Source organism: Idiomarina ramblicola (assembly GCF_003987255.1).
GTDB lineage: Bacteria > Pseudomonadota > Gammaproteobacteria > Enterobacterales > Alteromonadaceae > Idiomarina > Idiomarina ramblicola.
The window spans coordinates 417,998-442,994 of sequence record NZ_PIQC01000003.1; the positions used below are offsets into that span (position 1 = coordinate 417,998).

The window sequence follows — 24,997 nt, forward strand, 5'->3', positions numbered from 1 at the left end:
TATGGCCACCCTACGAGTTAAACATTTAGCCAAAAGCTACAAGAGTCGCCAGGTGGTTAAAGATGTCAGTCTGGAAGTCAGCCAGGGGCAGGTTATTGGGCTATTAGGGCCTAACGGTGCTGGTAAAACTACAACCTTTTATATGATTGTTGGATTGGTCAACAGCGATAAAGGCCAAATTTTACTGGATGACAACGACCTCACTTTGCTGCCGATGCATGAGCGCGCGCGACGAGGTATTGGTTACTTGCCACAGGAAGCTTCTATTTTCCGCAAACTGACGGTACGCGATAACCTGATGGCAATTTTAGAAACCCGCAAAGCGCTATCAGCCAACGAACGTGAAGAGCAGCTTGATGCCTTATTAGAAGAGTTTAATATTGGCCATATTGCCAATAGCCAGGGCATGAGCCTGTCAGGTGGTGAGCGTCGTCGGGTCGAAATTGCCCGCGCACTGGCGGCAGAGCCGACTTTTATTTTACTGGACGAACCATTCGCTGGTGTCGACCCCATTTCAGTGATTGATATAAAAAAAATCATTGAACATCTAAAGCAACGTGGTATTGGTGTGTTAATTACTGACCACAACGTGCGTGAAACTCTATCGGTTTGTGAGCACGCTTATATTGTCAGTCATGGCGAGCTTATTGCCAGCGGGGATGCAGAAAGTATATTATCGAATCAACAGGTTAAAGACGTTTACCTCGGTGAGCAGTTCACCCTATAACGTGATGCCGGGACAGTCATTATGAAGCAAAGTCTGCAGCTAAAAATTGGTCAGCACCTGACCATGACGCCACAACTTCAACAGGCCATTCGCCTGCTGCAGCTTTCCTCGCTCGACCTTCAGGCTGAAATCCAGGATGCATTGGACAGTAATCCCCTGCTGGAAGTCGAAGGTGATGGCAGCAACGAAGCTGACCATGCAGAAAGCCGTAACATAGAAGAACGAGACGACAGTCAACGAGAAACCTCCGATGTGATTAAAACTCAGGAAATGCCGGACGAGTTGCCCGTTGACAGCAGTTGGGATGATACCTACTCCAGCCAGACACCGGTGAACGGTGCTGCATCTTCCGGTAAGTCGTTTGACGGTGACTTTGAGGTTTATCAGGGCTCAACCAGTGAATCTTTGCAAGACCATCTTATTTGGCAAATGCAACTTTCCCACTTTTCTGACGAAGACACCGCCATTGGCGAAGCCATTATCGAAGCCATTGACGATAACGGCTACTTAAAAGCCGATGTTGACGAAATTATTGAGGCAGTTCGTTTACCCGAAGTGGGCGCAGAAGAAGTTTGCATGGTGCTTAAACGCATTCAGCACTTTGACCCCATTGGGGTGGGCGCACGCAGCGTCAGCGAATGTCTTGCCATACAATTGCGTCAGCAAAGCGCGGATACCGAACACAGAGACACCGCGTTATGCCTGGTGACCGAACACATGGACTTATTAGGCAGCCGCGATTTTCGGACCATTCAGCGCAAGTTAAAGTTATCGGAAGACGAACTGCGCCAGACCATGCGGTTAATTCAGCGGCTTCACCCCCACCCGGGTGAACAAATTGCGCAACAACCTGTTGAATATGTCATCCCCGATGTGGCTGTGACTAAAAAAAATGGCCGTTGGGTGGTCGAATTAAACCCCGACAGCGTACCTAAATTAAAAGTGAACGAAGAATACGCGGCACTGAGTAAAGCGGCTAAGACGGTAGCTGACAGTCAGTACATCAAAAATAATACTCAGGAAGCCCGTTGGTTTATTAAAAGTCTGGAGAGCCGAAACGATACCTTGCTAAAAGTGGCGAATTGTATTGTGCAGCGTCAGCAAGGCTTTTTTGAACATGGTGAAGAGGCCATGAAGCCCATGGTACTTAATGATGTTGCCGAAGCGGTTGATATGCATGAAAGCACCATATCAAGGGTCACCACACAAAAATACTTGCACTGCCCAAGTGGCGTATTCGAGCTGAAGTACTTTTTCTCAAGTCATGTTAGTACCGAGGGCGGCGGTGAGTGTTCAAGCACCGCAATACGTGCTTTAATTAAGAAGATGGTCGCAGCGGAAAAACGCAGTAAACCATTAAGTGACAGCAAAATTGCTGAACTGATAGCTGAACAAGGTATCCAAGTAGCAAGGAGGACAATTGCGAAGTATCGGGAATCGTTAAACATTCCATCATCGAGCCAACGCAAAAGTCTTTTGTAATTTTGTTAACTGCAAGAAGGAAGACGTTATGCAAATTAATTTGACCGGTCACCACATCGATATTACCGAAGCTTTACGTGACTACGTAGACACAAAATTTGCCAAGCTGGAACGACATTTTGACCACATTACTAATGTTCACGTCATCCTAAATGTTGAAAAAACGATTCAAAAAGCGGAAGCTACGCTGCACGTGAATGGCGGCGAAATTTTTGCCGACGCAAAACACGACGATATGTACGCGGCCATCGACGGTTTAATCAATAAACTGGACCGTCAGGTGATTAAACACAAAGAAAAAATGAAACAACATTAATCCATGCAACTGAGTGAATTGTTAAGCCCCGACTGCACCAAGTGTGCAGTCGAGGGCGCAAGTAAAAAACGACTGCTTGAAACCATTAGTCAAATTGTTGCTCCGAAACTGTCCGGCATTACCCGCCACGACATTTTTGAGAGTTTGTTAAACCGTGAGCGTTTAGGCAGCACGGGCATTGGCTTAGGTATCGCAATTCCTCATGGTCGGTTGTCTAATGCCAACCACCCGGTAGCGGTATTGCTCACGTTAGATGAGCCTGTTGAGTTTGATTCTATCGACAACCAACCTGTCGATATTATTTTCGCGCTTCTGGTGCCAGAATCCGAACACGAAAATCATCTACAGACATTAGCTTCAGTGGCCCGAAGAATGAACGACAAAGACTGTACCCGCGCATTGCGTCAGGCAGACTCTGATAAAGCTTTATATCAATTATTTGTTGGCGCAGGTGAGCAGTCGCCATGCAACTGATCATTGTTAGTGGTCGTTCTGGTTCAGGTAAAACCATCGCGTTGCGGGTCCTTGAGGATTTAGGTTTTTACTGCGTCGATAATTTACCCATTAGTTTATTACCCACCCTGGTACATGCCGTTATCGAGCAATACCAAAAAATAGCCATTAGCATTGATGTTCGCAATTTACCGGAACACTCCGAAGAGTTGCTCGACTCGCTTAATTTTTTGCCCAAAGGCGTTGAGCCGGAAATTCTGTTTATCGATGCGGACGACAACACCTTATTAAAACGCTTTGGGGAAACCCGTCGACTGCATCCGTTATCGCAAAAAGAATTACCTCTGCTAGAAGCGCTTCAAACCGAGCATAAAATGCTCGAGCCGATTATGGAGCGAGCGACCTGGCGGTTAGACAGCAGTGATTTGTCCCTGCACCAATTAAGTGAACAAGTAACGGAACGGGTATTAGGGCGAGCGGATAAAAAGCTTATTATTGTGTTCCAGTCTTTTGGTTTTAAATATGGCTTACCCAAAGACGCCGACTTTGTCTTTGATGCACGAATATTGCCGAATCCACACTGGCAGCCGGAACTCAAGTTATTGACCGGGCTGGATACGGATGTGCAGATATTTTTTCGTCAGCAACCTTTGGTCACTAAATTTATCTATCAGTTAGAAAACTTTCTGGATACCTGGCTACCGCATTTTCAGCGCAGCAACCGCAGTTATCTGACTATCGCCACAGGTTGTACCGGCGGCCAGCATCGCTCAGTTTACATTTCTCAGCAGTTAGCCGAGCGTTTTGAGCAAAAAGCCGTAAAAGTTCAGGTCAGACACCGGGAATTAAAGGCGCATGGATAAAATTTGCAGAAAGTTAATTATTCGCAATAAACTGGGACTGCACGCACGTGCGGCAACCAAACTGGCGCAATTAACACAAGAGTTTGATTCAGAGATAACCGTGCAGCAAGGCGAACAATGCGTTAATGCTGCCAGCGTAATGTGCCTGATGCTACTGGCCAGTCAGCAGGGTAAATCGGTTGAGGTGTGCGCTGAAGGAAAAGACGCACAAGCGGCGCTGGATGCCGTGAGTGCTTTATTTGAAGATCGCTTCGAGGAAGACGAATAAGCATGATCGCGGAACTGTCTGACAAAGAATATGCCATGCAGCGCATTCAGGAGGTTAACTCCGCGCTGTCCGATGGTATGTTCGTTGCTGCGCGTCGTATGCTGCATAATATGCCAGCATGCGACGTCGCACTGCTGTTGGAATCTTCCCCGCCGAAAAGCCGTTCCATTGTCTGGAAGCTGGTTGATGTTGACGAACACGGCGAAATTCTTGAAGAACTGAACGAAGAAGTTCAAAAAGACATTATTCGCCAAATGGCGCCGGAGAACCTAGCTGCGGCCACCGAGGGTATGGACACCGATGATTTGGCCTACGTTTTGCGAGGCCTGCCTGAGACGGTTTATCAGCAGGTTCTGAACTCAATGGACGAAGGTGACCGGGAACGTGCGGAAACCGCACTCTCATACGCCGAAGACAGCGCCGGTGGTATCATGAATACTGATACCATTACTCTGCGTTCAGATGTCACCATTGACGTTGTGCTGCGCTATTTGCGCCTGAAGGGTGAGTTACCGGAAGCCACCGACAAACTTTATGTTGTCGACCGCCACGAAAAGGTCATTGGCGAAATCACACTGACCCAGTTATTGACCATCGATCCGGGTCGCCGCATTGATGAAATCATGTCGACCGATATCACCACCATACCCGTTACTATGGATGAAACCGAAGTCGCCAAGCTGTTTGAGCGTCACGACTGGGTTTCAGCACCGGTAGTCGACAACGAACAGCAGCTCGTGGGTCGTATCACCATCGATGACGTGGTCGATATAATTCGTGAAGATGCACAACACTCCATGTTGAGCATGGCCGGCCTGGAAGATGACGAAGATACCTTTGCGCCGGTCTTAAAGAGTACGCGCCGCCGTACCATCTGGTTAGCAGTTAACTTAGTTACAGCACTGCTGGCGGCTATGGTCAGCTCACTGTTCGAAGATATTCTGGCGCAAATGGCCGTACTGGCTATTCTGAATACCATCGTGCCCAGTATGGGCGGTATAGCGGGTAGTCAGACTCTGACCCTGGTGATACGTGGTATGGCTTTAGGCCACATTGGTTCCAGTAACTCACGATGGCTCATTGGCAAAGAATTAGCCATTGGTTTCCTGAACGGAGCTATCTGGTCGGTGCTTATTGCCGCAGTCGTTGCGCTGTGGATGCAGAGCTGGTTAGTCGGCGGCATTATTGCGTTTGCCATGATGATGAATCTGGTTGCTGCCGCTCTGGCCGGTGCAACCATACCGCTTATTCTTAAACGCTTTAACATTGACCCAGCCTTGGCTGGCGGGGTTATCCTGACCACCGTTACTGACGTTGTCGGTATCTTCGCCTTCCTTGGCTCAGCGACCTTATTGCTGTCTTAACTTACGTCTTTAAATTAGTTACCCGCAATACTCATTTGCTCCAGTAATACGGAACCGGTATGCAGTGCGTGGCGTTCATCGGTGTCATTACCTATGGCGACAATGTTTGCCAGCATGTCTTTTAAGTTACCGGCAATGGTCACTTCTTCGACCGGATATTGGATTTCGCCATTCTCTACCCAAAAGCCAGCGGCTCCACGTGAATAATCACCGTTGACCATATTCACGCCCTGCCCCATTAGCTCGGTTACCAACAAGCCGGTTCCCATTTTCTTGCACAACTGAGCCAGCGAATTGTCCTGCTGCGTAACCTGCCAGTTATGAATGCCACCGGCGTGGCCGGTTGGCTGCATGTCCAGTTTGCGCGCGGCATAACTTGTGAGCAAGTAAGTTTGTAACACCCCATCGGTAATAATGTCGCGATCTTTCGTTGCCAGCCCTTCAGCATCAAAAGGCGAGCTTGCTAAGCCACCAACGATATGCGGTTTCTCCTGAATGTTTAGCCACTCAGGCAGTACTTGTTTGCCTAAATGATCAAGCAGGAAACTGGATTTGCGATACAAATTGCCACCGCTTATTGCACTGACCATATGTCCAAACAAACTGCCGGCAACATCCGCCCGGAAAATAACCGGAACCTTAGCGGTCGGAACTTTACGCGCGCCTAAACGAGACAAGGTTTCTGCTGCCGCTGCTTCTGCAACGCTTTCAGCCGATTTCAGCTCATGCATTTTACGGGCAACAGAATAGCTCATGTCCCGCTGCATTTTATCGCCCTCTTTGGCTATCAACACGCAGCTCAGATTATGACGTGACTGTAGGTAACCACCGATAAAGCCGTGACTGTTTCCATAAACACGAAAGCCGGTATGACTCCCATAATGCGCCCCGTCGGAATTGACTATGCGCTCGTCCAGATTCAAAGCATGCTTTTCGCAGGCCAAAGCCTGTTCAATAGCGTATTCCGCACTTTGGTCACCCGGGTGGCATAAGTCCAAATCGGGGACGTCAGTCGCCATGAGTTCCGCTGGAGCCAGACCGTTATAGGGGTCAGCTGAAGTAAAACGGGCAATGTCACAGGCTTTATCCACTGCCGCACTAATCGCTTGTTCGGATAAATCGGTGGTGGATGCCGAACCTTTCTGGTTGCCGCGATACACGCTGATACCCAGCGCACCGTCTTGATTAAACTCCACCGTTTCCACTTCGCCCAGACGGGTTCCCACAGAGATACCGGAGCTGTGACTGATTGAGCACTCGGCAGAACTGACGCCTTTTGCTTCAGCCAAGCGCAGTGCCTCTTTAACCGCGCCTTCTACCTGCTTCATTTGAACCTGTAAGTCACTCAGTTGTACTATCAAAAAACTCTCCTCACTGCTAAACTGACGGCTTTGTAGCGCTAATGAATCGAACTTATGCCGAAACGCCCAGCCGAAAATCCTGAACAATCTGACGACTTCGTCAGTAAGTCCCAAAAAAAACGCGACATGGCAGAACGCCAGGAGCTTGGGACTCAGCTCGTTAATTTAACCGATAGCCAGTTGGCTAAAATGCCACTGGACGATGAGCTGCGCGATGCCGTTTTACTTGCTCGTAAAATTCGTAATAAACACGAAGGCTATCGGCGTCAACTTCAATTTATTGGCAAACTCATGCGCTCACGTGATGCAGCGCCCATTGAGCAAGCATTAAATAACCTTAAAAATGCCCATCAGCAGCAAACATCCATTTTTCACGAGATTGAAGCAACCCGCGATAAACTGCTGCATGATGGCGACGATGCCCTGCAAGAATTCATTGAGGAGCATCCTCATGCTGACCGCCAAAAATTGCGTCAACTTATTCGTCTTGCCGAAAAGCAGCAAGCCGAGCAAAAACCGCCCGTTGCTGCCCGCCAGCTATTTGTCTACTTACGTGAACTGCTCGCTTAATACCGGCCAATTCCGTTACTCTGTACCGCCAACCGTCATTGAATCTAACTTCAAGGTTGGCTGACCAACCCCAACAGGTAAACTCTGTCCATCTTTACCGCAAACACCAACGCCTTCGTCCAGAGATAAGTCGTTACCCACCATAGACACCTGTGCCATGGCTTCTGGTCCATTGCCAATAAGCGTTGCACCTTTTAATGGTGTGGTGATTTTACCGTCTTCAATTAAATAGGCTTCAGATGCCGAGAACACAAATTGTCCGGAAGTAATATCAACCTGACCACCGGCAAACTGAGGGGCGTAAATGCCCTTTTTCACGCTGCCAATAATCTCTTCCGGACTGCTTTCTCCGGCTAACATATACGTATTGGTCATTCGCGGCATAGGTAAGTGAGCGAAACTTTCACGGCGTCCGTTCCCGGTGGTTGCCTGACCCATTAAACGCGCATTCATTTTGTCCTGCATGTAACCACGCAATATGCCGTTTTCTATCAATACGTTGTAGCCACTGGGTGTGCCTTCGTCATCGATACTCATTGAGCCACGACGATCGCTCAGTGTACCGTCATCGACAATAGTACAAAGCGGTGACGCCACTTGTTGGCCAATTTTACCGGAATAGGCAGACGAGCCTTTACGGTTAAAGTCGCCCTCTAGACCGTGTCCAACAGCCTCATGCAGCAGCACGCCCGGCCAGCCGGAGCCCAGTACCACCGGCATATTGCCAGCCGGTGCAGGCTTAGCTTCTAAATTAACCAGTCCCTGACGTACGGCTTCTTCAGCAAAATGCTGCCAGCGGGCATTACCAGAGTCTTCATTAAGGAAAAGTTCATATCCTACTCGCGCTCCACCACCGGCGCTACCGCGCTCGCGACGACCGTCTTGTTCAGTAATAACAGAACAACTTAACCGAATTAGCGGCCGCTTATCGGTACCCAAGGTGCCATCTGTTGCAGCAACCAATACTTCATCGTAACTGCCGCTCAGACTCACCACCACTTGGCTTACCCGCGGATCCTGCGCACGCGCATGCGCATCAACTTTTTTCAGTAACTCAATTTTTTCATCTTCGGATAAGGTGTTCAGCGGGTTTATCGCCTGATATCGCGACTGAGCCTGCACCGACTTCAGCGCCTCAACCTTTTTGCTTTGCCCCTGACGGGCGATGCCCCGAGCTGCTTCACTGGTGCGTTTAAGTGCATTCAGCGTAATTTCATCGGCATAAGCAAAACCGGTTTTCTCACCTTGCACGGCGCGTACGCCCATCCCGGTCTCGATATGAAATGCCCCATCTTTAATAATGCCATCTTCCAGCACCCAGGACTCGTTGACACTGTGTTGTAAATAAATGTCTGCAAAATCAATATCACCACTATAAAGAGTTGATAGCGCCTTGCTTATGTCGTCTTGTGACAGTTCGTAGTCAGTTAGTGTCATGTCTTTTGTACAACCTCAAATTGATTCTGTTGCGCCACCGGCATTTGCTTTCGAATGGACTCAATATCCGCTAAGTCAACGCTGACTGAAATAATGCCTTCGCCCTGCTCTTGCTCGGCCAGTATTTCCCCCCACGGGCTAACAATAATTGAGTGCCCATAGGTTTCCCGGCCATTATCATGCTGTCCGAATTGGTTAGGTGCTACGATAAATATCTGCTGCTCAATAGCGCGAGCTCTAACCAACGCATGCCAGTGAGCTTTTCCTGTAACCTGGGTAAATCCGGAGGGTAAAACAATGATATCGGAGCCCGCCTGACGCAATGCTCTAAATAATTCTGGAAAGCGCAGATCATAACACACTGACATACCAACCACACCTAAGTCGGTTGCAGCCGTGACCACTTTAGCGCCGGGTTGTGTCCACTTTGATTCACGATAATTTTTGGTATTATCTGCAACATCGACATCAAATAAATGAATTTTGTCGTAGCGGTTTACGATAGTGCCATCGGGTCCGAACAATAACGAAGCGGCAGAAAATCGCTCTCCCGCTTTTATCGGTAAAGTTCCGCCCACCAAATAAATGCCATGTGTTTTAGCCAGTGACGCCAATTGCCGTTGTACCTTGCCATCCTGATACGTTTCGGCCATATCTAACTGGGCACGGTCTCCCGCACCAAAACAGCAAAACGCTTCAGGCAGGACAACCAGTTGAGGCCGTGCGGCAGGAAGTTGTTCCAATAACTGAGCGACGGTTGCTAAGTTATCTTGCGGATCCGGGCGACTGCTCATCTGCAGCGCCGTCAGTTGCACTTGTGTCATCATCTGCCTCGGAATCGGTTGAATTCTCCTCCAATTCTGGCAAATCAACCGGGCGGCTGTCACGTTCTATTTCTTCAACGACAGGTTCTTCGATGGTTCCGGTCACTTGGTAGCGCAAGCGTGAAATCACTTTCGCATCGTGAAGAACTTTATCAATAAACAGTGCAGCCAGGCCACTTGGCGGATTAACCATCCAGGCAAGAATAATAGGCAAGCTGGAGGTTACCTTGGGTGCATAGGTTAAATTATAATTTAGCTCACCGGTCTGCATGTCTGTCCAGCCACGAATATCCATATCACCGGCAGAACCCAACAGCTGAGCGTCTTCGGTATTGGCCACACCGTCTTCAACTTGAACACTGCCGGTCAGGTCAGTAAAAAACATTCCCTGCGAAAAAATGTCGCGGAAATCCAGTGTCAGCTTTCGTAGTATACTGTCCAGGCTGAGCATCGAGAAGATACGCGCACCACCATCGCTTACTTCCGCCAGATAACCTTTTTCCAGGTCCCATGTGAGCTCGCCATTTAACGAAGCCCAGTCCGGTTGATATAGGTGATCGCGCCAATCTAAATCAAAGTCAATAACGGCAGCGCTGTCCCTGACCGCAGTTTCGAGACCATAGTCACGTAGTAAGCCACCAAGATCTTCAGTATCCAGCCGGCCTGAGAGAGCACTTAAACCCTGCTCATTAGCGTAACGCCAATAACCGTCTAACAACAGTTCGTCACTGCCTTTTTTCAAGGACATTTTTTCTATACTGAAACCGTCCTCAAGAGGGGAAAGCACGAGCTCTACTTCGCCTAAGTCACGCTCATCTACACGGCAACTGCGGCAGAGAAAGTTTAACGGAGGTACTTTTTCAAGCCAGCCCCAGTCCGTTTTTTCGGTATTTTCCGGTAACTCAACATCGCTCGTTAATGCCAGATAATCTGCCCTGATAGTAATGCCTTTCTGTACGAAGTTTTCCGGAATGGTTGCGCTGATCACCGCATTATCAGCATCCACCCGGGCTTGCCAATTCGAGTTTTCGGGCCAGACCTGAATATCGGCTTGGTCAAATTTTTGCTGGCCCCACTGCAACTGCGGTGTTTCAATATTAATCGAGTCAGGTAGCCAGCCTTTTTCATTGCCCGACTCAGTTTCAACATTCGAGTCTTCTGCTAGCGCGTACAATACCGAATACCATTGACCAATGTCCGCCTCAGGTAGTTTTGCATTGACGGCAAAGCCTCCAAAGTTCCGCGGATCGTCAGTTGAAGCCACTTCACCGATATTCAGTTCCGCCTGCTGCCAGCCATTATCACCTGGCTGCCAGCGACTGTACCAGCTGAGTCGCTCATCAATATTGGCCCGCAAACGCAGTTGTTCACCCGTGCCATTTAGACTGACCGCAAGCTGCCAGCTCTCGCCGAAGTCTTTTTGCAGCGGCACCGGCAAAGAGGTTTCCAGGCCAGTTAAGTCAAATTGAGATTCAAGCCCGACACCGACATCATTGTCACTGAAGGTGAGTGCTAAATTGGCTTCGCCATTTACAGCACCATAGAAAAACGCTTCCCATTGCGGATAAGGAAATTGTTTAAACAGAGGTTCACTTTGCCAGTCTATCGTTGTACTGACATCCAGACGGTAGTCTTCATCACTTAACCCACCTGACACCTCAGCTTGTATTGGCATACCATACCAATTTAAGCTCAGACCTTCGGTAGTAACATCGCTGTTATCAATACTGATGCGGCCATTTGTGACGTCAAAATCTTGTTGCAGCGCATCAACCGATATTGATAGGCCACTTAATGGCGCGTCAACCAGCACCCCAACTTCTCTTGAGTTATCGAAAGGAATGTCGAGTTCAAAAGAGCCATTCAATTCGCCTCTGGGGCTCAATTGAATCAGAGTTTCCGTCACACTGTTGAGAGGAGACTGTTCAAATACGGGTAGCAGAGATTCACCTTTCCCGTTAACACTCGCCTGAATTTGGAGGCCGCGCTCAGAGTCGGTCAAATCCTGAATCTGCGCATCAACCCGAGTTACCTGAACGTCTTCTATGTGTCCCGAATCGGCCGACATCAACAACGTTTTGCTGTAAAAATCCAATTTAACAGGCGCATCGGCTAAAGGCAGCCACTGCGGTTGGAACTGGTAAGTTAAATCATCAAATTCAACCCGAGCGTTGAAGACGCCCTGACTCTCATCTTCAGGGAAACTATCCACTGAGCCACGCCAAAGCAATTCTAGCCCTCGGGTCTGGCCCGACACCAGCGCATTCGTTAAGTAATCTTTAACTCCTTGACCCATAACCGACGGCAAAAGCTGTCGAGCTGTAGCGACTGAGAAGGGTTGCTCCGTCGCCACTAGCAAATCAATTTGTGGCGAGCCTTCGCCACTACTGGATAATCGCCCACTGCCTGTCAGCTGAAAATCGTCCTGATTGAGTTGCATCTGCTCCAGAACCACCTGCCAATACTCAGGCTGAAGTAACCATGAACCTTTTAATTGCAGAGTGTCGATATCCCAGGCCTGGGTTGCTGACAAATTGTTGCCCGCCAGACGAACATTACTGCCCTCAATTCGCCATAAACCATGGTTCGCTGTACTGTTAACAGTTAAGTCCAGGCCGTTAAAGCTAGGCCAGCTGTTATTGCCGTCCGCTGACAGGTTATGACTTTTCACCGCCCATTGCTGCCCAGAAACTGGATGCAACCGGTAGCGCAAACTGGCTTCACCTTTTAATCCCAGGCTCATAACAGACTCAGCACTGCTGTCTGCGTTAAACGGCAACAGCGGTAGAAGCTCGATGACGTCATCAATCGCAATATTATCGACACTAATATCGTGCACACCTTCCAACTGCTGCCAGGCAATGCGTGGCAAGTCGAGTTGGCCAACTGAGGTGTTTACTGTCATTGGTAAGCTGTTCAATAACCAACCTTCAACTTCCGGCCGCAGTACAATCTCTCCTTCCGGTAACTGCAACCAGTTTAGTTGTCCGGAATTGCTATCCAGCCAGGTAATACGGTTATCTCTTAGCTTTAATAATCCTTCAAAAAGCCGGCCATTGCGGACATCCAACCACCCCGTAAAATTAACATTCGAGGCCTGCACATCAATATCTCCCAGTTGTTCTTCAAGCCAGGGACTGATATCGACATTTTGTGAATCCACATAAAATTGGCCATTAAATTCCGACCACCGGTTGCCGCGCAAATCAATAATGACGTTCAAGCTATTGGCGGCGAAATCTTCCATGCGAAATTGACCAATACCCTGGTGCTTATTGCCTTTATTCGTCCAGGATAATCGCTCTATATCAATTTTGCGCGTCACTCCACGCAGGTTTGTCAGTAACAACTCACCATTATTGAGTGAGAATTTTTCCAGTTGCTGTAGAAATAGGCGGTTTACGTAATCCAGATTGAGCTTCTCAGCCTCGTCAGTGGCCGAAAGCTTGCGCATATCCACGGCAATTCGTGCATCATCCAAAATAAATTGCTGCGCAATGAACTGTCGTTCCAGCAGAGTATTCCAAAAATCCAGCACCACATGCACTTCGCCAACGCGAACTTGCACCGGCGACTGCTCACGCTCCAGCAAAACCAAACTATTCAGAACAATGGAGGGGCCCTCTCTGGTCCAGGCCATAGACAGGTCGCTAATACTGACAGGCTGCTGAAAGCGTTCTTCCAGCTGATCTTCTAAAGGCTCAGTTAAATCCGGCAGGTAAGGCAGGCTGTAGCGTAATAAACTCAGGCCGACAGCAACCAGCACCAGCACAATAGCCAGCGTTAGCCAGAGTTTGTTCAAAATCCACGACAAAGTACGCATCAGTCTTACATCATTACAACGTCAAATTGTTCCTGATTATACAGCGATTCGGTTTGTACTTTTATTTGACGTGAAACAAAGAGCTCAAGTTCAGCCAGGGCGTGAGATTCCTCGTTAAGTAAGGCTTCACTTACCTGAGCAGAGGCATAAACAACGAACTTATCTGCCTCGTAGGCTTTATGCACCCGGACAATTTCACGCATAATTTCATAGCAGACCGTTTCAACCGTCTTCATGCTTCCCCGGCCCAGACAAACCGGGCATTCCGAACAAAGAACATGTTCCAGGCTTTCCCTGGTGCGTTTTCGCGTCATCTCAACCAGACCAAGAGAAGTGAAGCCATTAATGGTCGTTTTTGCCCGGTCTTTGGCCAGGGCATGTTCCAGACTGTGTAAGACCCGACGCTTATGCTCTTCATCTTGCATGTCGATAAAGTCGATAATGATGATGCCACCTAAATTACGTAAACGTAATTGACGGGCAATCGACTGAGTGGCCTCGATATTGGTATTGAAGATGGTTTCTTCTAAATTACGATGACCGACAAAGGCGCCGGTATTAATATCAACCGTCGTCATAGCTTCGGTCTGGTCGATAATCAGTGATCCCCCTGACTTTAAATCGACCCGGCGATCCAGCGCCCGCTGCATTTCATTTTCAACATCAAACAAATCAAAAATGGGTCGATCGCCCGTGTAGTATTCCAGCACAGAGGTTAATTCGGGGATAAAGTCCTGAGTAAAGACTTTCAGTGTATCGAAAGTGACTTTAGAATCGACCCGAATACGCTCAATTTCCTCCCCAACAAAGTCGCGCAAAACACGGCACGAAAGGTTGAGGTCTTCGTACAGCATACCTACTTTACGCTGTGCTTTTTTTCGTTTCTTTATTTTTTCCCACAACCGAAAAAGAAAATCGGCGTCGCCTCGTAAGGATTGATCTGGCGCGCCTTCTGCAGCGGTGCGAACAATAAATTTCCCGTCGCTTTTACTGACTTCTTCGGCTAACTGACGCAAACGCTCGCGTTCCTCACCTTCTTCAATGCGCTGAGAGACGCCTACATGGTCACTCTTGGGCATAAAGACCAGATACCTTGACGGTAGGGTAATGTCGGTGGTTAAACGCGCTCCTTTGGTTCCCAGAGGGTCTTTAACCACCTGAACCATAATGTGCTGCCCCTGATGCACCAGCTCAGTAATCTTTTGTTGAGGCTTTTCGTCAGGCTGGGGTAAATCATCACCGTCTACCTGCACTACAATATCTGACGCATGTAAAAACGCGGCTTTATCCAGTCCAATATCAATAAAAGCAGCCTGCATGCCCGGCAACACCCTGGATACCTTACCCATGTAGATATTGCCGACTAAACCACGCTTTGCCTGACGTTCAATGTGGACTTCCTGCAGGATGCCATTTTCAACAAGCACAACACGAGTCTCGGTGGGGGTCACATTCATTAAGACTTCAACGCTCATCGACTTCACCTGTCATCTCGAACATCCGCAATAGTTGTTCTGTTTCATATAAAGGTAAGCCAACAACCGCAAAGTAGCTACCGTCAATGCGCTTTATAAACTTACCGCCATAGCCCTGGATGCCATAACCAGCGGCTTTGTCGTGAGGTTCACCGGTTTCCCAGTAGGCCGTTATTTCTTCATCGGTCAGTGAGGCAAATTCAACCTGAGTTGTCACTACCGCCGTTTCCTGGCCCGCAATGCTATGCCCGTTCCAGTGACACACACTGACAGAGGTTAACACCTGGTGAGTCTGACCCGACAGCTGTTTCATCATTTGACTGAAGTGTTCGTAATTTTCAGGTTTTTCCATCACTTGCCCCTGAAAACTGATCAGAGTGTCAGAACCTACCAACAGACAAGTGTCTCGCTGTCTTTTCGCTACGGCCTGTACCTTTTCTTCCGCTAAACGGCTGACATAATCATGAGCGCTTTCGGCTGGCCCTTGTCGTTCTTCTATATCGGGAACTTCACAGTCAAACGGACGATGCAGTAAAGTCAGTAATTCACGTCGCCGGGGAGAAGATGAGGCAAGCAACAAACGCATTAAACGACTCCAAATCGACGACGCACTTTCCGCAGTAGAGGGAAGACCCAAAGCCAGAAAATAGCAGAAGTTAATACCGGCCAAAAGTATGACAACGTAAACTCAGCATCGTGCAAAAATACATTGGCTTCAAACACCACAAAGCGCTTAATAAAAATCAGCACTGCTATCACCAAAGCTTGCTGTATTAAAGCGAAGTTACGAATACGCTGAAAATGCCGGGCTGCAAAATAAGTGACAACGACCATGCCAAGCGCATGAACACCGACTATAGAGCCCAGTAAAATATCACTCAGTACCCCTAACACCAATGCCGTGCCCATATTCACCCTATGTGGTAGAGCAATAATCCAGTACAACATCACCAGCGTCGGCCAGTCTGGTCGGAATGTGTCAAAGGCAGCAGGCATTGGCATTATCATTAGGGTCAAAGCAATAATGTAAGTAACCAACAAGGTAATGAAGCCAGGTTTTACCACTATCATTCCTCATCCTCATCAAAAATGGGTTGCTGTTCGCCTTGGCTTGGCCATAGCAGTAACACGTTACGTACCCTATCGAGGGCACTGACCGGATCGGCAAATACCGTTGCAAAAGGCAACGATTCATCTCTTACAACACTGCTGATTTGTGCCACCGGGTACCCTTCGGGGAAAACGCCTCCCAGGCCTGAAGACATGAGTAAATCGCCTTCCTGTAAATCACTGCTGTGTGGGATAAACATCAATTCGAGTCTGCCAATGTCACCGGTTCCCTGAGCCAATACTCGAATATCGTTCCGTTCAGAGCGCAAAGATATAGCATGGCTTTGATCCGACAAAAGTAATACGCGAGCGGTATTACCGCCAACATCCTGCACCTGACCTATGATGCCGTTACTGTCCAGTACAGGCTGGCCTTCGTAAACGCCACTTAACGTTCCCTTGTTGATAACCAACTGTTGGGAAAAAGGCTCCGAGGCTACGGCAATCACTTCTGCAACCATACGTCGGACGGAGTCACGAGCATCTGACCCCAGCAGCTCACGTAACCGCTTATTTTCATTCTGAAGAAAGCGCAACTGCTGCTGCTCGCCCTGCAGCTCAAGAATCGCTCTTTTTAGCCGTTTATTCTCATCACTTAACTGCGACGTTGTTTTCAGTGACTCAGATAAGCCGTCGAGTATTTGCTCTGGCAAAATGGCCAAGTATTGGACAGGTGCAACTAAGGAGTTCAAGAATAGCCTAACCGGCTTCATCGCCTGTAGACGATGATCAATAAAAATCAGTAGAAACGAACAGGCTAGTGCGAGCACTAGCCTGGAAAGTAAGGATGGACCGCGGGCAAACAGCGTCTTCATGAATTACTCATAACTGAATAAATCACCACCATGCATATCAATCATCTCTAAGGCTTTACCGCCACCGCGTGCAACGCAGGTGAGTGGATCATCAGCAATAATGACCGGAATACCAGTTTCTTCAACCAGTAAACGATCAAGGTCTTTCAGTAAAGCGCCACCGCCGGTCAAAACCATACCGCGTTCTGAAATGTCGGATGCCAGCTCTGGCGGCGACTGTTCCAATGCAACCATAACGGCACTGACTATACCCATCAGCGGCTCTTGCAGAGCTTCCAGTATCTCATTGCTGTTCAATGTGAACGAGCGCGGAACCCCTTCAGCAAGGTTACGGCCGCGCACTTCAATTTCTTTCAGTTCCTCGCCCGGGAAGGCTGAACCAATTGAATGTTTAATACGTTCAGCCGTTGCATCACCAATTAATGCACCAAAATTACGACGAACATAGTTGATAATCGCTTCATCAAATTTGTCACCACCAATACGCACCGATGATGAGTAGACCACGCCATTTAATGAAATGATGGCAACCTCAGTTGTACCGCCACCAATATCGACCACCATAGAACCCGTTGCTTCTGATACTGGTAGGCCAGCGCCGATTGCGGCAGCCATAGGCTCATCAATAAGATAGACTTCACGGGCACCAGCGCCCAGCGCCGATTCACGAATGGCGCGACGTTCAACTTGAGTTGAGCCACAAGGGACACAAACTAAAACACGAGGGCTTGGGCGGAAGTAGTGGCTGTCATGTACCTGCTTAATGAAAAACTGAAGCATTTTTTCGCAGACGTAAAAGTCTGCGATAACGCCATCTTTCATCGGACGAATAGCACGAATATTGCCTGGTGTACGACCCAGCATTTGTTTTGCTGCTGCACCAACCGCGGCAATTGATTTTGGACCACCAGAGCGTTCCTGACGAATGGCAACAACAGACGGCTCATTCAGCACAATACCCTCATCCTTGACGTAGATAAGCGTATTCGCTGTTCCAAGGTCAATAGAAAGGTCGTTTGAAAAAAGGCCGCGAATTTTTTTAAACATGAAGCGGTATATCCCTACTTATAAGCTAACAGAGTGACAGCAAAGAACTCAGTAAATGCTTACTGAGTTCTTACAACACGGAATCCAATGTAGTTGGAGTTAAAATCTGACGGAAGTTCCATTTTTGTAGAAACCCGGGCCAAACTTGGCGTAAAGTTCCAGGCGCCGCCCTTCACTACCACACCATCATCGGTTTCTGCCCACTCCCAGACATTACCAACAGTATCGTATAATCCCCAAGGGTTACGATGGAAACTGCCTACCGGTGCCGGACGTGTGTTTGACCAATCTGTACCACAATTACGGCAGTTCGCTTTACCATAACCGACATCATTTCCCCACCAAAAATCAGTTTCAGAACCTGAACGCGCAGCGTATTCCCATTCTGCTTCAGTTGGAATGCTGTATTTAAAGCCGCTTTTTTGAGTTAACCAGTCCGCATACGCTTTTGCGTCGTTATAACTAACACAAACAACCGGCGAGCTTTCTGATTGTTTAAACCCAGGATTTTTCCAACTCAGTTTTTCATTAAACTGAGGACGCCCCTGGCTCAAGCTGGCGCACGTTCCATTTTTCTCTGCATCGGTGACATAAGCTGTATCCTCGACGAAGTTACCAAATTGCTCGACAGTGATTTCAGTATCGGAAATACCCAATGCCGTTGGAATTTCACGCGTTTCAGCAGGACGTTCATTCGGCAAACCATTACCGACTAAATCACCCATTTTAAATTTACCGGCCGGAACAACGACTAACTCAGGTCCACGTACATCACGGAACAGAATGTCCTGGATTTTTTCACCGCGAGTGAAAGAGTAGTCTGACTTCTCTAACTCAGCTCGAATGGAGGTAGCGTCTTTTAAAATAATCTCCTCTGCATAAGCTGAGTAACCGTATTTAAGAATTTCAATCTGATGTTCCCCGCCTGGAAGCATCACTTCTAGCGGCGTAGAGCCGTAGCTAACACCATCGATAACAACTTCATCGTCATACACATTCGAGCGTATGGTTAACGGGTGCATGACGGAGCTATCAACCGTTTCTTCATCACCCGCTTGTAGCTCCCCCGGCCGTTGCTCCGATGCACAGTAGCGCATATCAACATTTAGGAGAGTACACGCCTGGCTTGTCGGTAACTGACCTCGAAGTTCCACTGCCAGTTTCACACCGTAGTTACCAGCTCCACTGAAGCCGTTACTTACCGTTTTTGAACCTAGGATTTGAACATTTGGGCTGGCTTTTTCAATGTTATCTCGTGCCAGTGAAGCTTCGCTTAAGCCATCCAGAATCGTATTAAGATATTGCTTTGAGGCCTTTTGCTTGGCCATCAATTTGCCGCGGTTCTCACATTGTCCGAGTGTTTCCTGGCGGTCACAACTGATTGACTGGCTCACTTCTAGCTCGCCAGTGCGATTAAATTCATTCTCTAAACGTTCAACACGCGCCAGATTACGCTGCTCTTTGAGCGTTTCGATTTCATTGATCAGGCTGTGCTTGCTAACACGCGCTTCTTCGACTTCACGCGCTTTCCCATTAACCAGGCTTACCTGCTGTTTAATGTCCGCTTTATTCTGTTGATGAGCCATAACCGCTTGCTTGTACGCCTCTTGGGCGCCAGCAATGTCAATTGTTGGGTCTTCAACCAAGCGCTGATAGCGGTCATTCATTTCCGCCAATGCCGATTCGCGTTTTTCTTCCAGTTCGCTATTGCGCTCGCGCAAGTTTTGTAGCTTTTCTCTCAGTTCCCGTTCTTCTTGCTGAAGTGTATTAACGGTGCCAGAAAAGTTTTCAAAGTCGCTCTCTAGAGTCGAAATCTGGTTAGCAATTTCTTCGACAGTCATCTCCTGCTGAGCAAGAGCCGTCGAGGCGAATGTCAATGTAGAGGCCATTATCAGGGCCAGTCGAGCCAATCGCATCATGTTCCCATTCCAAGCTTGAAAAAATAACAAAGCGGCGTAAAAGCCAAAGCTGTAATCGCGCTATCGTTATTGTAATAATAATGAACGTTCGTCAACGTCGCGCATTTTTGTTTAAACTCTGCTTTATGCTATTTGCTTGTCAACAAAAGAGCAAGAGGCATTGTCATCGAATTGTCGATTATTCGTTATAAATGACTTTACCAGCCCATTTCCTGCCAGTAAATCTGGCGGTTTCGACCACCGTATATACCGAATCTGCCCTCGGCTGCAGGGTCATTCGTATAGTTGTCATCGTCATTCCAGTCATATTCCAAAAACCCAGGAACATTGAGTTCGAAAGTAAACTCTGCCTGTAAACCGTATTCTTCAAAGCGCAACAGTTCCGACAGCAAGCTATCGGCATCCACCAGCTCGCCATCAACTAATGAGACAGAAGTTGGTTGTTCAGCCATATCGGGCTCGGCAATGTTCATTCCTGTTTCCAGATTTTTTGCTGACAGAACGTTTATATCCGTCGGTTTAAGAACGCTGCAGCTATCAGAATCATTCCTAATAAAAAAGCTACCATCCCAATATTCAGCCCGTCCGGCGATTGGCAGCTCATCAACTTCAGCACCATAAATATTGTCCAACACAAAACGACCGTACAGTAACTTTGTGCTACCGTAGGTTTTATATGAAGGCGCTGGGGCTGCGGCGGGGAGAAGCGACCCTTTTATTACTGAATAATAATGATCAGCTTCGTTGTCGTTAAACTGCATGCCCAGAATATACCCCTTATACGGGCCCTCCTCTGCGCCGTCTCTATTATAAGTGACCGTCGGGTTCAAGGACGCAAATACAGCCTCTCCCTCGTTCCACACCAGATCGACTGCCGATTGAGTCAGTTGCCCTCCGTCCAGTAATTCCTTAGTCCCTTCTACGTCATTAAATGGATAGAACTGAAGCTCACCTTCTGCCTCATCCGTCGGGTAATTCCTTGTCGTGTTCCCACTTTTATTGAGTGCGGTCAGAGTAGTCACAGAAACTCCTTCCGCATCCAGCATCTGGGGTTGCCCAATATAATAAAACCCGTCGTCACTTACACCGCAAGTGTTTATAAACCCATCAGCGACATCAAGTTGAAATTCAAAAGGAATGAACCGTTCTATTTTGCGGTCGGTTTCTAACGTAATTTCTCCAGTATGATACCCTGATAAATAGTCTCCACTTTCTATATAAGCCGTTACCAAAGTGGAGCCAACTTCTGAATAGGTCAGTTCCGTATTGGTAAAAATACCGTTCCCAGCTTTGCTAAACCCATCAGCATTAGTCAAAACTCCCGCCACGGGCGAATCTGCGGTAGCCTGCGTCTGCTCAAGAAGTTGCAATTTTTCAGCGTTAGCTTCATTGCCAAAGTTTGGTGTGATATCACCGCTAATATTAAGCGCACTTAATGTGACGGTGAAACGTTCTCCGGCTTTAGCTAAAATATTATCATAGTAATTGTTAGAGTTATTCTGACTTGGTTCGACACCTATCGAACTCGGCTGCCATACAAATGCCTGAGAGATCCCAGTTAACACTTTACCGTTGGGTAACTCTGCTTCTGCACTAAGAGTAATAGCGCCAGCATCGTCGTAGTTCACATTGAGAGGGGCTTTGCCGCTGTCAAAGCTAACATCGACCTCTGAACCTTCACTTTCGGTAACCTCCGTGCCATTGATCGCCGCCCCCATTAAACATTGCCCCGGGTCAACACAGTTCATCCCCATTGAGACTTCACTCAAGGGTGCCACAATAGCCTGACAGGCTAATGTTTGGCTGTTCTTTTCTATTGCTTGTAAATAAATACCGTTATAGGCTTGGCCTGAAATCTGCTTTGAAATGGCTGTATTAGCTATGTTGGTTCCATCAGTGAACAGCAAGCCGGTATCAGCGAACTGAATGAGACAATTCTCACTCTCCTCACCATTAATAAAGCACCTTGGCGGACTATTGCCTGTGGGGTTAGAGCTGCTCACTTCTACAGAGTACGTACCTGCTTGGTACTTCTGTAACTGAGTGACATCCTGACCAATGAACTGCAGAGGATTATTACTCCAGCGATCAGCTCCACCAGCTACAGACAACTCAACAGTCGATGGGGTATTGTTGAGCTCAGAACAGCTATCATCACTGCAGGCCTTTACCGTTATTTCCGCGCCGGTACAAGTTAAAGCAGGGCTATTGAACTCAATTCGGTAGTAATCATCTTGCGTTCCATTAAAGCACTGTACCCTTTGATTTTGAAGCTCTGTTAGTTGAGCATCCGATAAGGCTTTATCAAAAATAGTCAGTTCATCTAAAAAGCCATCAAAATAACGACCTGCAAAAGTTTGATCTGAACCAAGCTGTAAATTATCTTGGTTGGTTCTTAGCTGTCCTTCGTAGTTTTCAGTTCCAGCCTCTGCTCCGTTAATAAACATGGTTTGCTGACCATTTCTATAACGGATGGCGACATAACTCCAGACATTTCTTGGTACCACCCTATTGCTGTTGAACTCGCGTATACTGCCATCCGAAAGATTCCACCACCAGTTAATAGTGCCATCCGGATTCAAGTGAAATTCATAGTTTTCATCTTTTGACAGAATTGTCATCAGTCCGCTGTCAGGATATGAGACGGGCTTAACCCATAAACCTATAGTGAATTCGTCTGTAAAATCCAGTTGCTCTGAGTCGGTGACTTCAAGGTAACTTTGTTGGCTTTTATCAAAATAGCCATAGCCACATGTACCCATATTGGCATCGTTAACTTCCAGCGCTGAGCCAGCACCAGCACCGCGCCAACTTGCGCCGTTAACGGCAACACCATCCAAGCCGTTACCTGAGTCATCAATAATTTCTCCCGCGCTATTGCTCCACGGGCCGCTGTTCATTCTCCACTTTAACACAGGCGTTTCTGGCTGAGCTGGTTCGGCAGTGCAAAACTGGCCACCGTCAATCGGCGATTGAGGATTTACATAAGTCACTTCGGGTCCCTGACCTGATCCCCCATAGCCAAACCGGCTGCCACCAACACTGAGCCCCCCTTCTATCTCAGTCTGCTGCCAATAGGAAGAACCGCGCTCGAAATATAAATCGCCCGAAACATAAATATAACCTCTAAACTCAACATTCCGTTCCAGTATTAAATCGCCTGTGACAATTAAAATCAGCTCGTCAGCATCCCCTCCGGTATTAATTTGACGATCCGACTGTATGGTCAGATCACCATCAATATAAACTCGTGACGTTTGTCCATTTGTTGTGTAATTAAAACCCACATCACTAAACTCACCCGTTCGCAGATAATCAATTGGCTGCAGTTGTGGTGGCAGTTGGGTATTATAGGAACGATCCGGTAAGTCAAAGGGCTGAGGTACCGTGTTGGGAGCATCAAAAGCTATAGGCCAAACCGCCTCGCATAGGGGCAGTTGATTGTTACAAGGTCGAGTCGTCGCTTTTAATGCTGCGACATCACTTTCATTGAGCGCTTTGTCATCAATAAAAACCTCATCAATTTCGCCACTGAAACCGTTGTCTGAATTCGCCTGCCCGCCAATATGTAATCGCGGCATAACGGAGTTTAAGTTCCGCGAACCGTTAAACGAGGTTGTGTCAGCTAACTGCCCGTCAATATAGAGTGTTAACCGACGCTCTCCTCGCTCATAAGACGCTGCCAGATGATGCCATTCGTCATCCAGTAAATTTGCCTGGCCCTGTTGAGCATTCCCGGCCTGAACATTGATAATCTGGCCATTATTCCGACGGATTTCAAAATATATCCCTCCGCCATCACCGGCATCCTGCCGATAAACTTCGAAACGCCCGGCACTCCCTTCTGTGGGTCCGTTGCCCATAACTAACAGCGTTTGATAACTTTCAGATTGATTTTGCCTGGCGGCACTGCCCTTAAACCAAAATGCGACTGCAATAGATTCAGCTTCGGCAATCGATGACGCATTTTCCACACGTACCACATTATCGCCATTAAATTTACCGTAACGACAGGTACCGGGACTTCCCGGCATAGCTGCGTTAAAACCAGATGTGTCAGCCCCTCTTAAAGCGTCCCCGTGTAAACCATTGCCCGAACTATCTAACACCTCTCCAGACTGTCCTTGCCACTGAGACTGATCAAAAGTCCAATACCCCAAGCCATCTAGTGTCTGGTCTGGGGGGGCGTTACCACAAGGACCCTGATTGTTGTTAATGTCACAGGTTTCTCCTTCAACATTACTTTCATCAATAATTTGCGGGGAGTTAACGTAGCCGGTTACTGTGCTGGAATTAGGAATTGTGACCCTATCAGTAGCGTTGACATTACCATCAACGATATTCGCCCCTTCTAGGGTTACCTGGCCATCAGATTCAATATCACCATTCACATCTGCCCCATATCGAAGCCTTACATCATCGTTAGCAATGATATTTCCGTCAACGGTGTTCTCACCCTCTAATACCACTTTACTATTACTGGTAATTGCACCGTCAACATTGGAGCGAAAACGCAAAATAGTATCGCCATCACTATAAATTGCACCCGCAACATCATTTCGCCCTTCGAGTACAACTTTACCGTTGGCGGCGTTAATGTTGCCATTAACTTCTGTTAAAAAGCGAACAATGACATCATTCCCTGCGTTAACATCGCCGGTAATAATATTTTCGCCCTGTAAAGTGACACTGCCGTTATTCGCGCGAATGGAGCCGTCAACATCGGTCCGGAAACCCACAGACACGCTATTACCTGCAACTAACGAACCAGAAAATGCATTTTCATTCGCCAGTGTAATACTTTGTTGGCTGCTAATATTTGCATTTATAGCCGTTTGGGAGCGGCCATTAAAGGAATCCGTTGTAATTATGGTTAATTGTTGAGCAGCACCGTTCTCATTGATACGCATTTCAGACCCAAGATTAACGTTGCCATTAACGTTAATAACAACCGAATTATTACCGGCAATTTGAATGCGATCACGATAGTTAAGATTCAGACCGTTAGGGCAGGTGTAAGTGTTGCCAGACTTTGAGCAGCCGGGTAAATTGTTATTAGGTAAATTGTAATTCGCTGCCATAGCCGGAAACGAGGCGAACACCAACAAAGTGGCGGCGATGCATTGAAGTACTACCGGCATAC

General features: G+C 47.7%; 19 protein-coding genes. 8 read left to right on the top strand and 11 right to left on the bottom strand.

Annotated features, from left to right (window positions below; genetic code table 11):
- The first annotated feature begins 1 nt into the window (after position 1).
- Genes lptB through mgtE form a run of 7 tightly spaced genes read left to right on the top strand, consistent with a single transcriptional unit; the run spans position 2 to position 5,473 of the window.
- A complete protein-coding gene (gene lptB / locus CWI78_RS05290) occupies positions 2 to 727 on the top strand; it encodes an LPS export ABC transporter ATP-binding protein (protein WP_126780946.1) in 726 nt (241 codons plus the stop codon).
- A gap of 21 nt (positions 728 to 748) precedes the next feature.
- Positions 749 to 2,209 (top strand): RNA polymerase factor sigma-54, encoded by a 1,461-nt coding sequence (locus CWI78_RS05295; protein WP_126780948.1) that lies wholly within the window; start codon positions 749 to 751, stop codon positions 2,207 to 2,209.
- 28 nt (positions 2,210 to 2,237) lie between these two features.
- The gene (gene hpf / locus CWI78_RS05300; RefSeq protein ID WP_054489797.1) at positions 2,238 to 2,525 is read left to right on the top strand and encodes a ribosome hibernation promoting factor; all 288 of its coding nucleotides are present in this window, start codon (positions 2,238 to 2,240) and stop codon (positions 2,523 to 2,525) included.
- 3 nt (positions 2,526 to 2,528) lie between these two features.
- Positions 2,529 to 2,999, top strand: a complete 471-nt coding sequence (gene ptsN / locus CWI78_RS05305; RefSeq protein ID WP_126780950.1) for a PTS IIA-like nitrogen regulatory protein PtsN — start codon at positions 2,529 to 2,531, stop codon at positions 2,997 to 2,999.
- Positions 2,990 to 3,841: an RNase adapter RapZ gene (gene rapZ / locus CWI78_RS05310; protein WP_126780952.1), complete on the top strand. Its 852-nt coding sequence runs from the start codon at positions 2,990 to 2,992 to the stop codon at positions 3,839 to 3,841. The genes ptsN and rapZ overlap by 10 nt, the downstream gene beginning before the upstream one ends.
- Positions 3,834 to 4,109 carry an HPr family phosphocarrier protein gene (locus CWI78_RS05315; protein WP_126780954.1) on the top strand — a complete coding sequence of 92 codons (276 nt, stop codon included), beginning with the start codon at positions 3,834 to 3,836 and terminating at the stop codon, positions 4,107 to 4,109. The genes rapZ and CWI78_RS05315 overlap by 8 nt, the downstream gene beginning before the upstream one ends.
- Positions 4,110 to 4,111: 2 nt before the next feature.
- The gene (gene mgtE / locus CWI78_RS05320) at positions 4,112 to 5,473 is read left to right on the top strand and encodes a magnesium transporter (RefSeq protein ID WP_126780956.1); all 1,362 of its coding nucleotides are present in this window, start codon (positions 4,112 to 4,114) and stop codon (positions 5,471 to 5,473) included.
- Between the two features lie 14 nt (positions 5,474 to 5,487).
- On the opposite strand, the gene pmbA is transcribed toward mgtE, so the two are convergent.
- Positions 5,488 to 6,834, bottom strand: coding sequence for a metalloprotease PmbA (gene pmbA, locus CWI78_RS05325; RefSeq protein WP_126780958.1), 1,347 nt, complete (start codon positions 6,832 to 6,834; stop codon positions 5,488 to 5,490).
- 54 nt (positions 6,835 to 6,888) lie between these two features.
- Between pmbA and yjgA the strand changes: the two genes are divergently transcribed.
- Entirely contained in the window at positions 6,889 to 7,404 is a 516-nt protein-coding gene (yjgA, locus tag CWI78_RS05330) for a ribosome biogenesis factor YjgA (protein WP_126780960.1), read from the top strand.
- Positions 7,405 to 7,419: 15 nt separating this feature from the next.
- On the opposite strand, the gene tldD is transcribed toward yjgA, so the two are convergent.
- The 10 genes from tldD to CWI78_RS05380 all read right to left on the bottom strand — a co-directional run bounded on the left by tldD (position 7,420) and on the right by CWI78_RS05380 (position 24,995).
- On the bottom strand, positions 7,420 to 8,841 hold the full coding sequence (gene tldD / locus CWI78_RS05335; protein ID WP_126780962.1) for a metalloprotease TldD: 1,422 nt from the start codon (positions 8,839 to 8,841) through the stop codon (positions 7,420 to 7,422).
- The gene (locus tag CWI78_RS05340) at positions 8,838 to 9,635 is read right to left on the bottom strand and encodes a carbon-nitrogen hydrolase family protein (protein ID WP_126781059.1); all 798 of its coding nucleotides are present in this window, start codon (positions 9,633 to 9,635) and stop codon (positions 8,838 to 8,840) included. The genes tldD and CWI78_RS05340 overlap by 4 nt, the downstream gene beginning before the upstream one ends.
- Positions 9,607 to 13,488, bottom strand: coding sequence for a YhdP family protein (locus CWI78_RS05345; protein ID WP_126780964.1), 3,882 nt, complete (start codon positions 13,486 to 13,488; stop codon positions 9,607 to 9,609). Before CWI78_RS05345 ends, CWI78_RS05340 begins: the two co-directional genes overlap by 29 nt.
- Positions 13,489 to 13,493: 5 nt before the next feature.
- Positions 13,494 to 14,963: a ribonuclease G gene (gene rng, locus CWI78_RS05350; protein WP_126780966.1), complete on the bottom strand. Its 1,470-nt coding sequence runs from the start codon at positions 14,961 to 14,963 to the stop codon at positions 13,494 to 13,496.
- Positions 14,953 to 15,549 carry a Maf family protein gene (locus CWI78_RS05355; RefSeq protein WP_126780968.1) on the bottom strand — a complete coding sequence of 199 codons (597 nt, stop codon included), beginning with the start codon at positions 15,547 to 15,549 and terminating at the stop codon, positions 14,953 to 14,955. The genes rng and CWI78_RS05355 overlap by 11 nt, the downstream gene beginning before the upstream one ends.
- Positions 15,549 to 16,034: a rod shape-determining protein MreD gene (gene mreD / locus CWI78_RS05360; RefSeq protein ID WP_126780970.1), complete on the bottom strand. Its 486-nt coding sequence runs from the start codon at positions 16,032 to 16,034 to the stop codon at positions 15,549 to 15,551. Before mreD ends, CWI78_RS05355 begins: the two co-directional genes overlap by 1 nt.
- Positions 16,031 to 16,888, bottom strand: a complete 858-nt coding sequence (gene mreC, locus CWI78_RS05365; protein WP_126780972.1) for a rod shape-determining protein MreC — start codon at positions 16,886 to 16,888, stop codon at positions 16,031 to 16,033. Before mreC ends, mreD begins: the two co-directional genes overlap by 4 nt.
- Positions 16,889 to 16,891: 3 nt before the next feature.
- Positions 16,892 to 17,935: a rod shape-determining protein gene (locus CWI78_RS05370; RefSeq protein WP_126780974.1), complete on the bottom strand. Its 1,044-nt coding sequence runs from the start codon at positions 17,933 to 17,935 to the stop codon at positions 16,892 to 16,894.
- A gap of 59 nt (positions 17,936 to 17,994) precedes the next feature.
- The gene (locus CWI78_RS05375) at positions 17,995 to 19,854 is read right to left on the bottom strand and encodes a formylglycine-generating enzyme family protein (protein WP_126780975.1); all 1,860 of its coding nucleotides are present in this window, start codon (positions 19,852 to 19,854) and stop codon (positions 17,995 to 17,997) included.
- 197 nt (positions 19,855 to 20,051) lie between these two features.
- Positions 20,052 to 24,995, bottom strand: a complete 4,944-nt coding sequence (locus tag CWI78_RS05380) for a DUF6701 domain-containing protein (RefSeq protein ID WP_126780977.1) — start codon at positions 24,993 to 24,995, stop codon at positions 20,052 to 20,054.
- Positions 24,996 to 24,997: the final 2 nt, after the last annotated feature.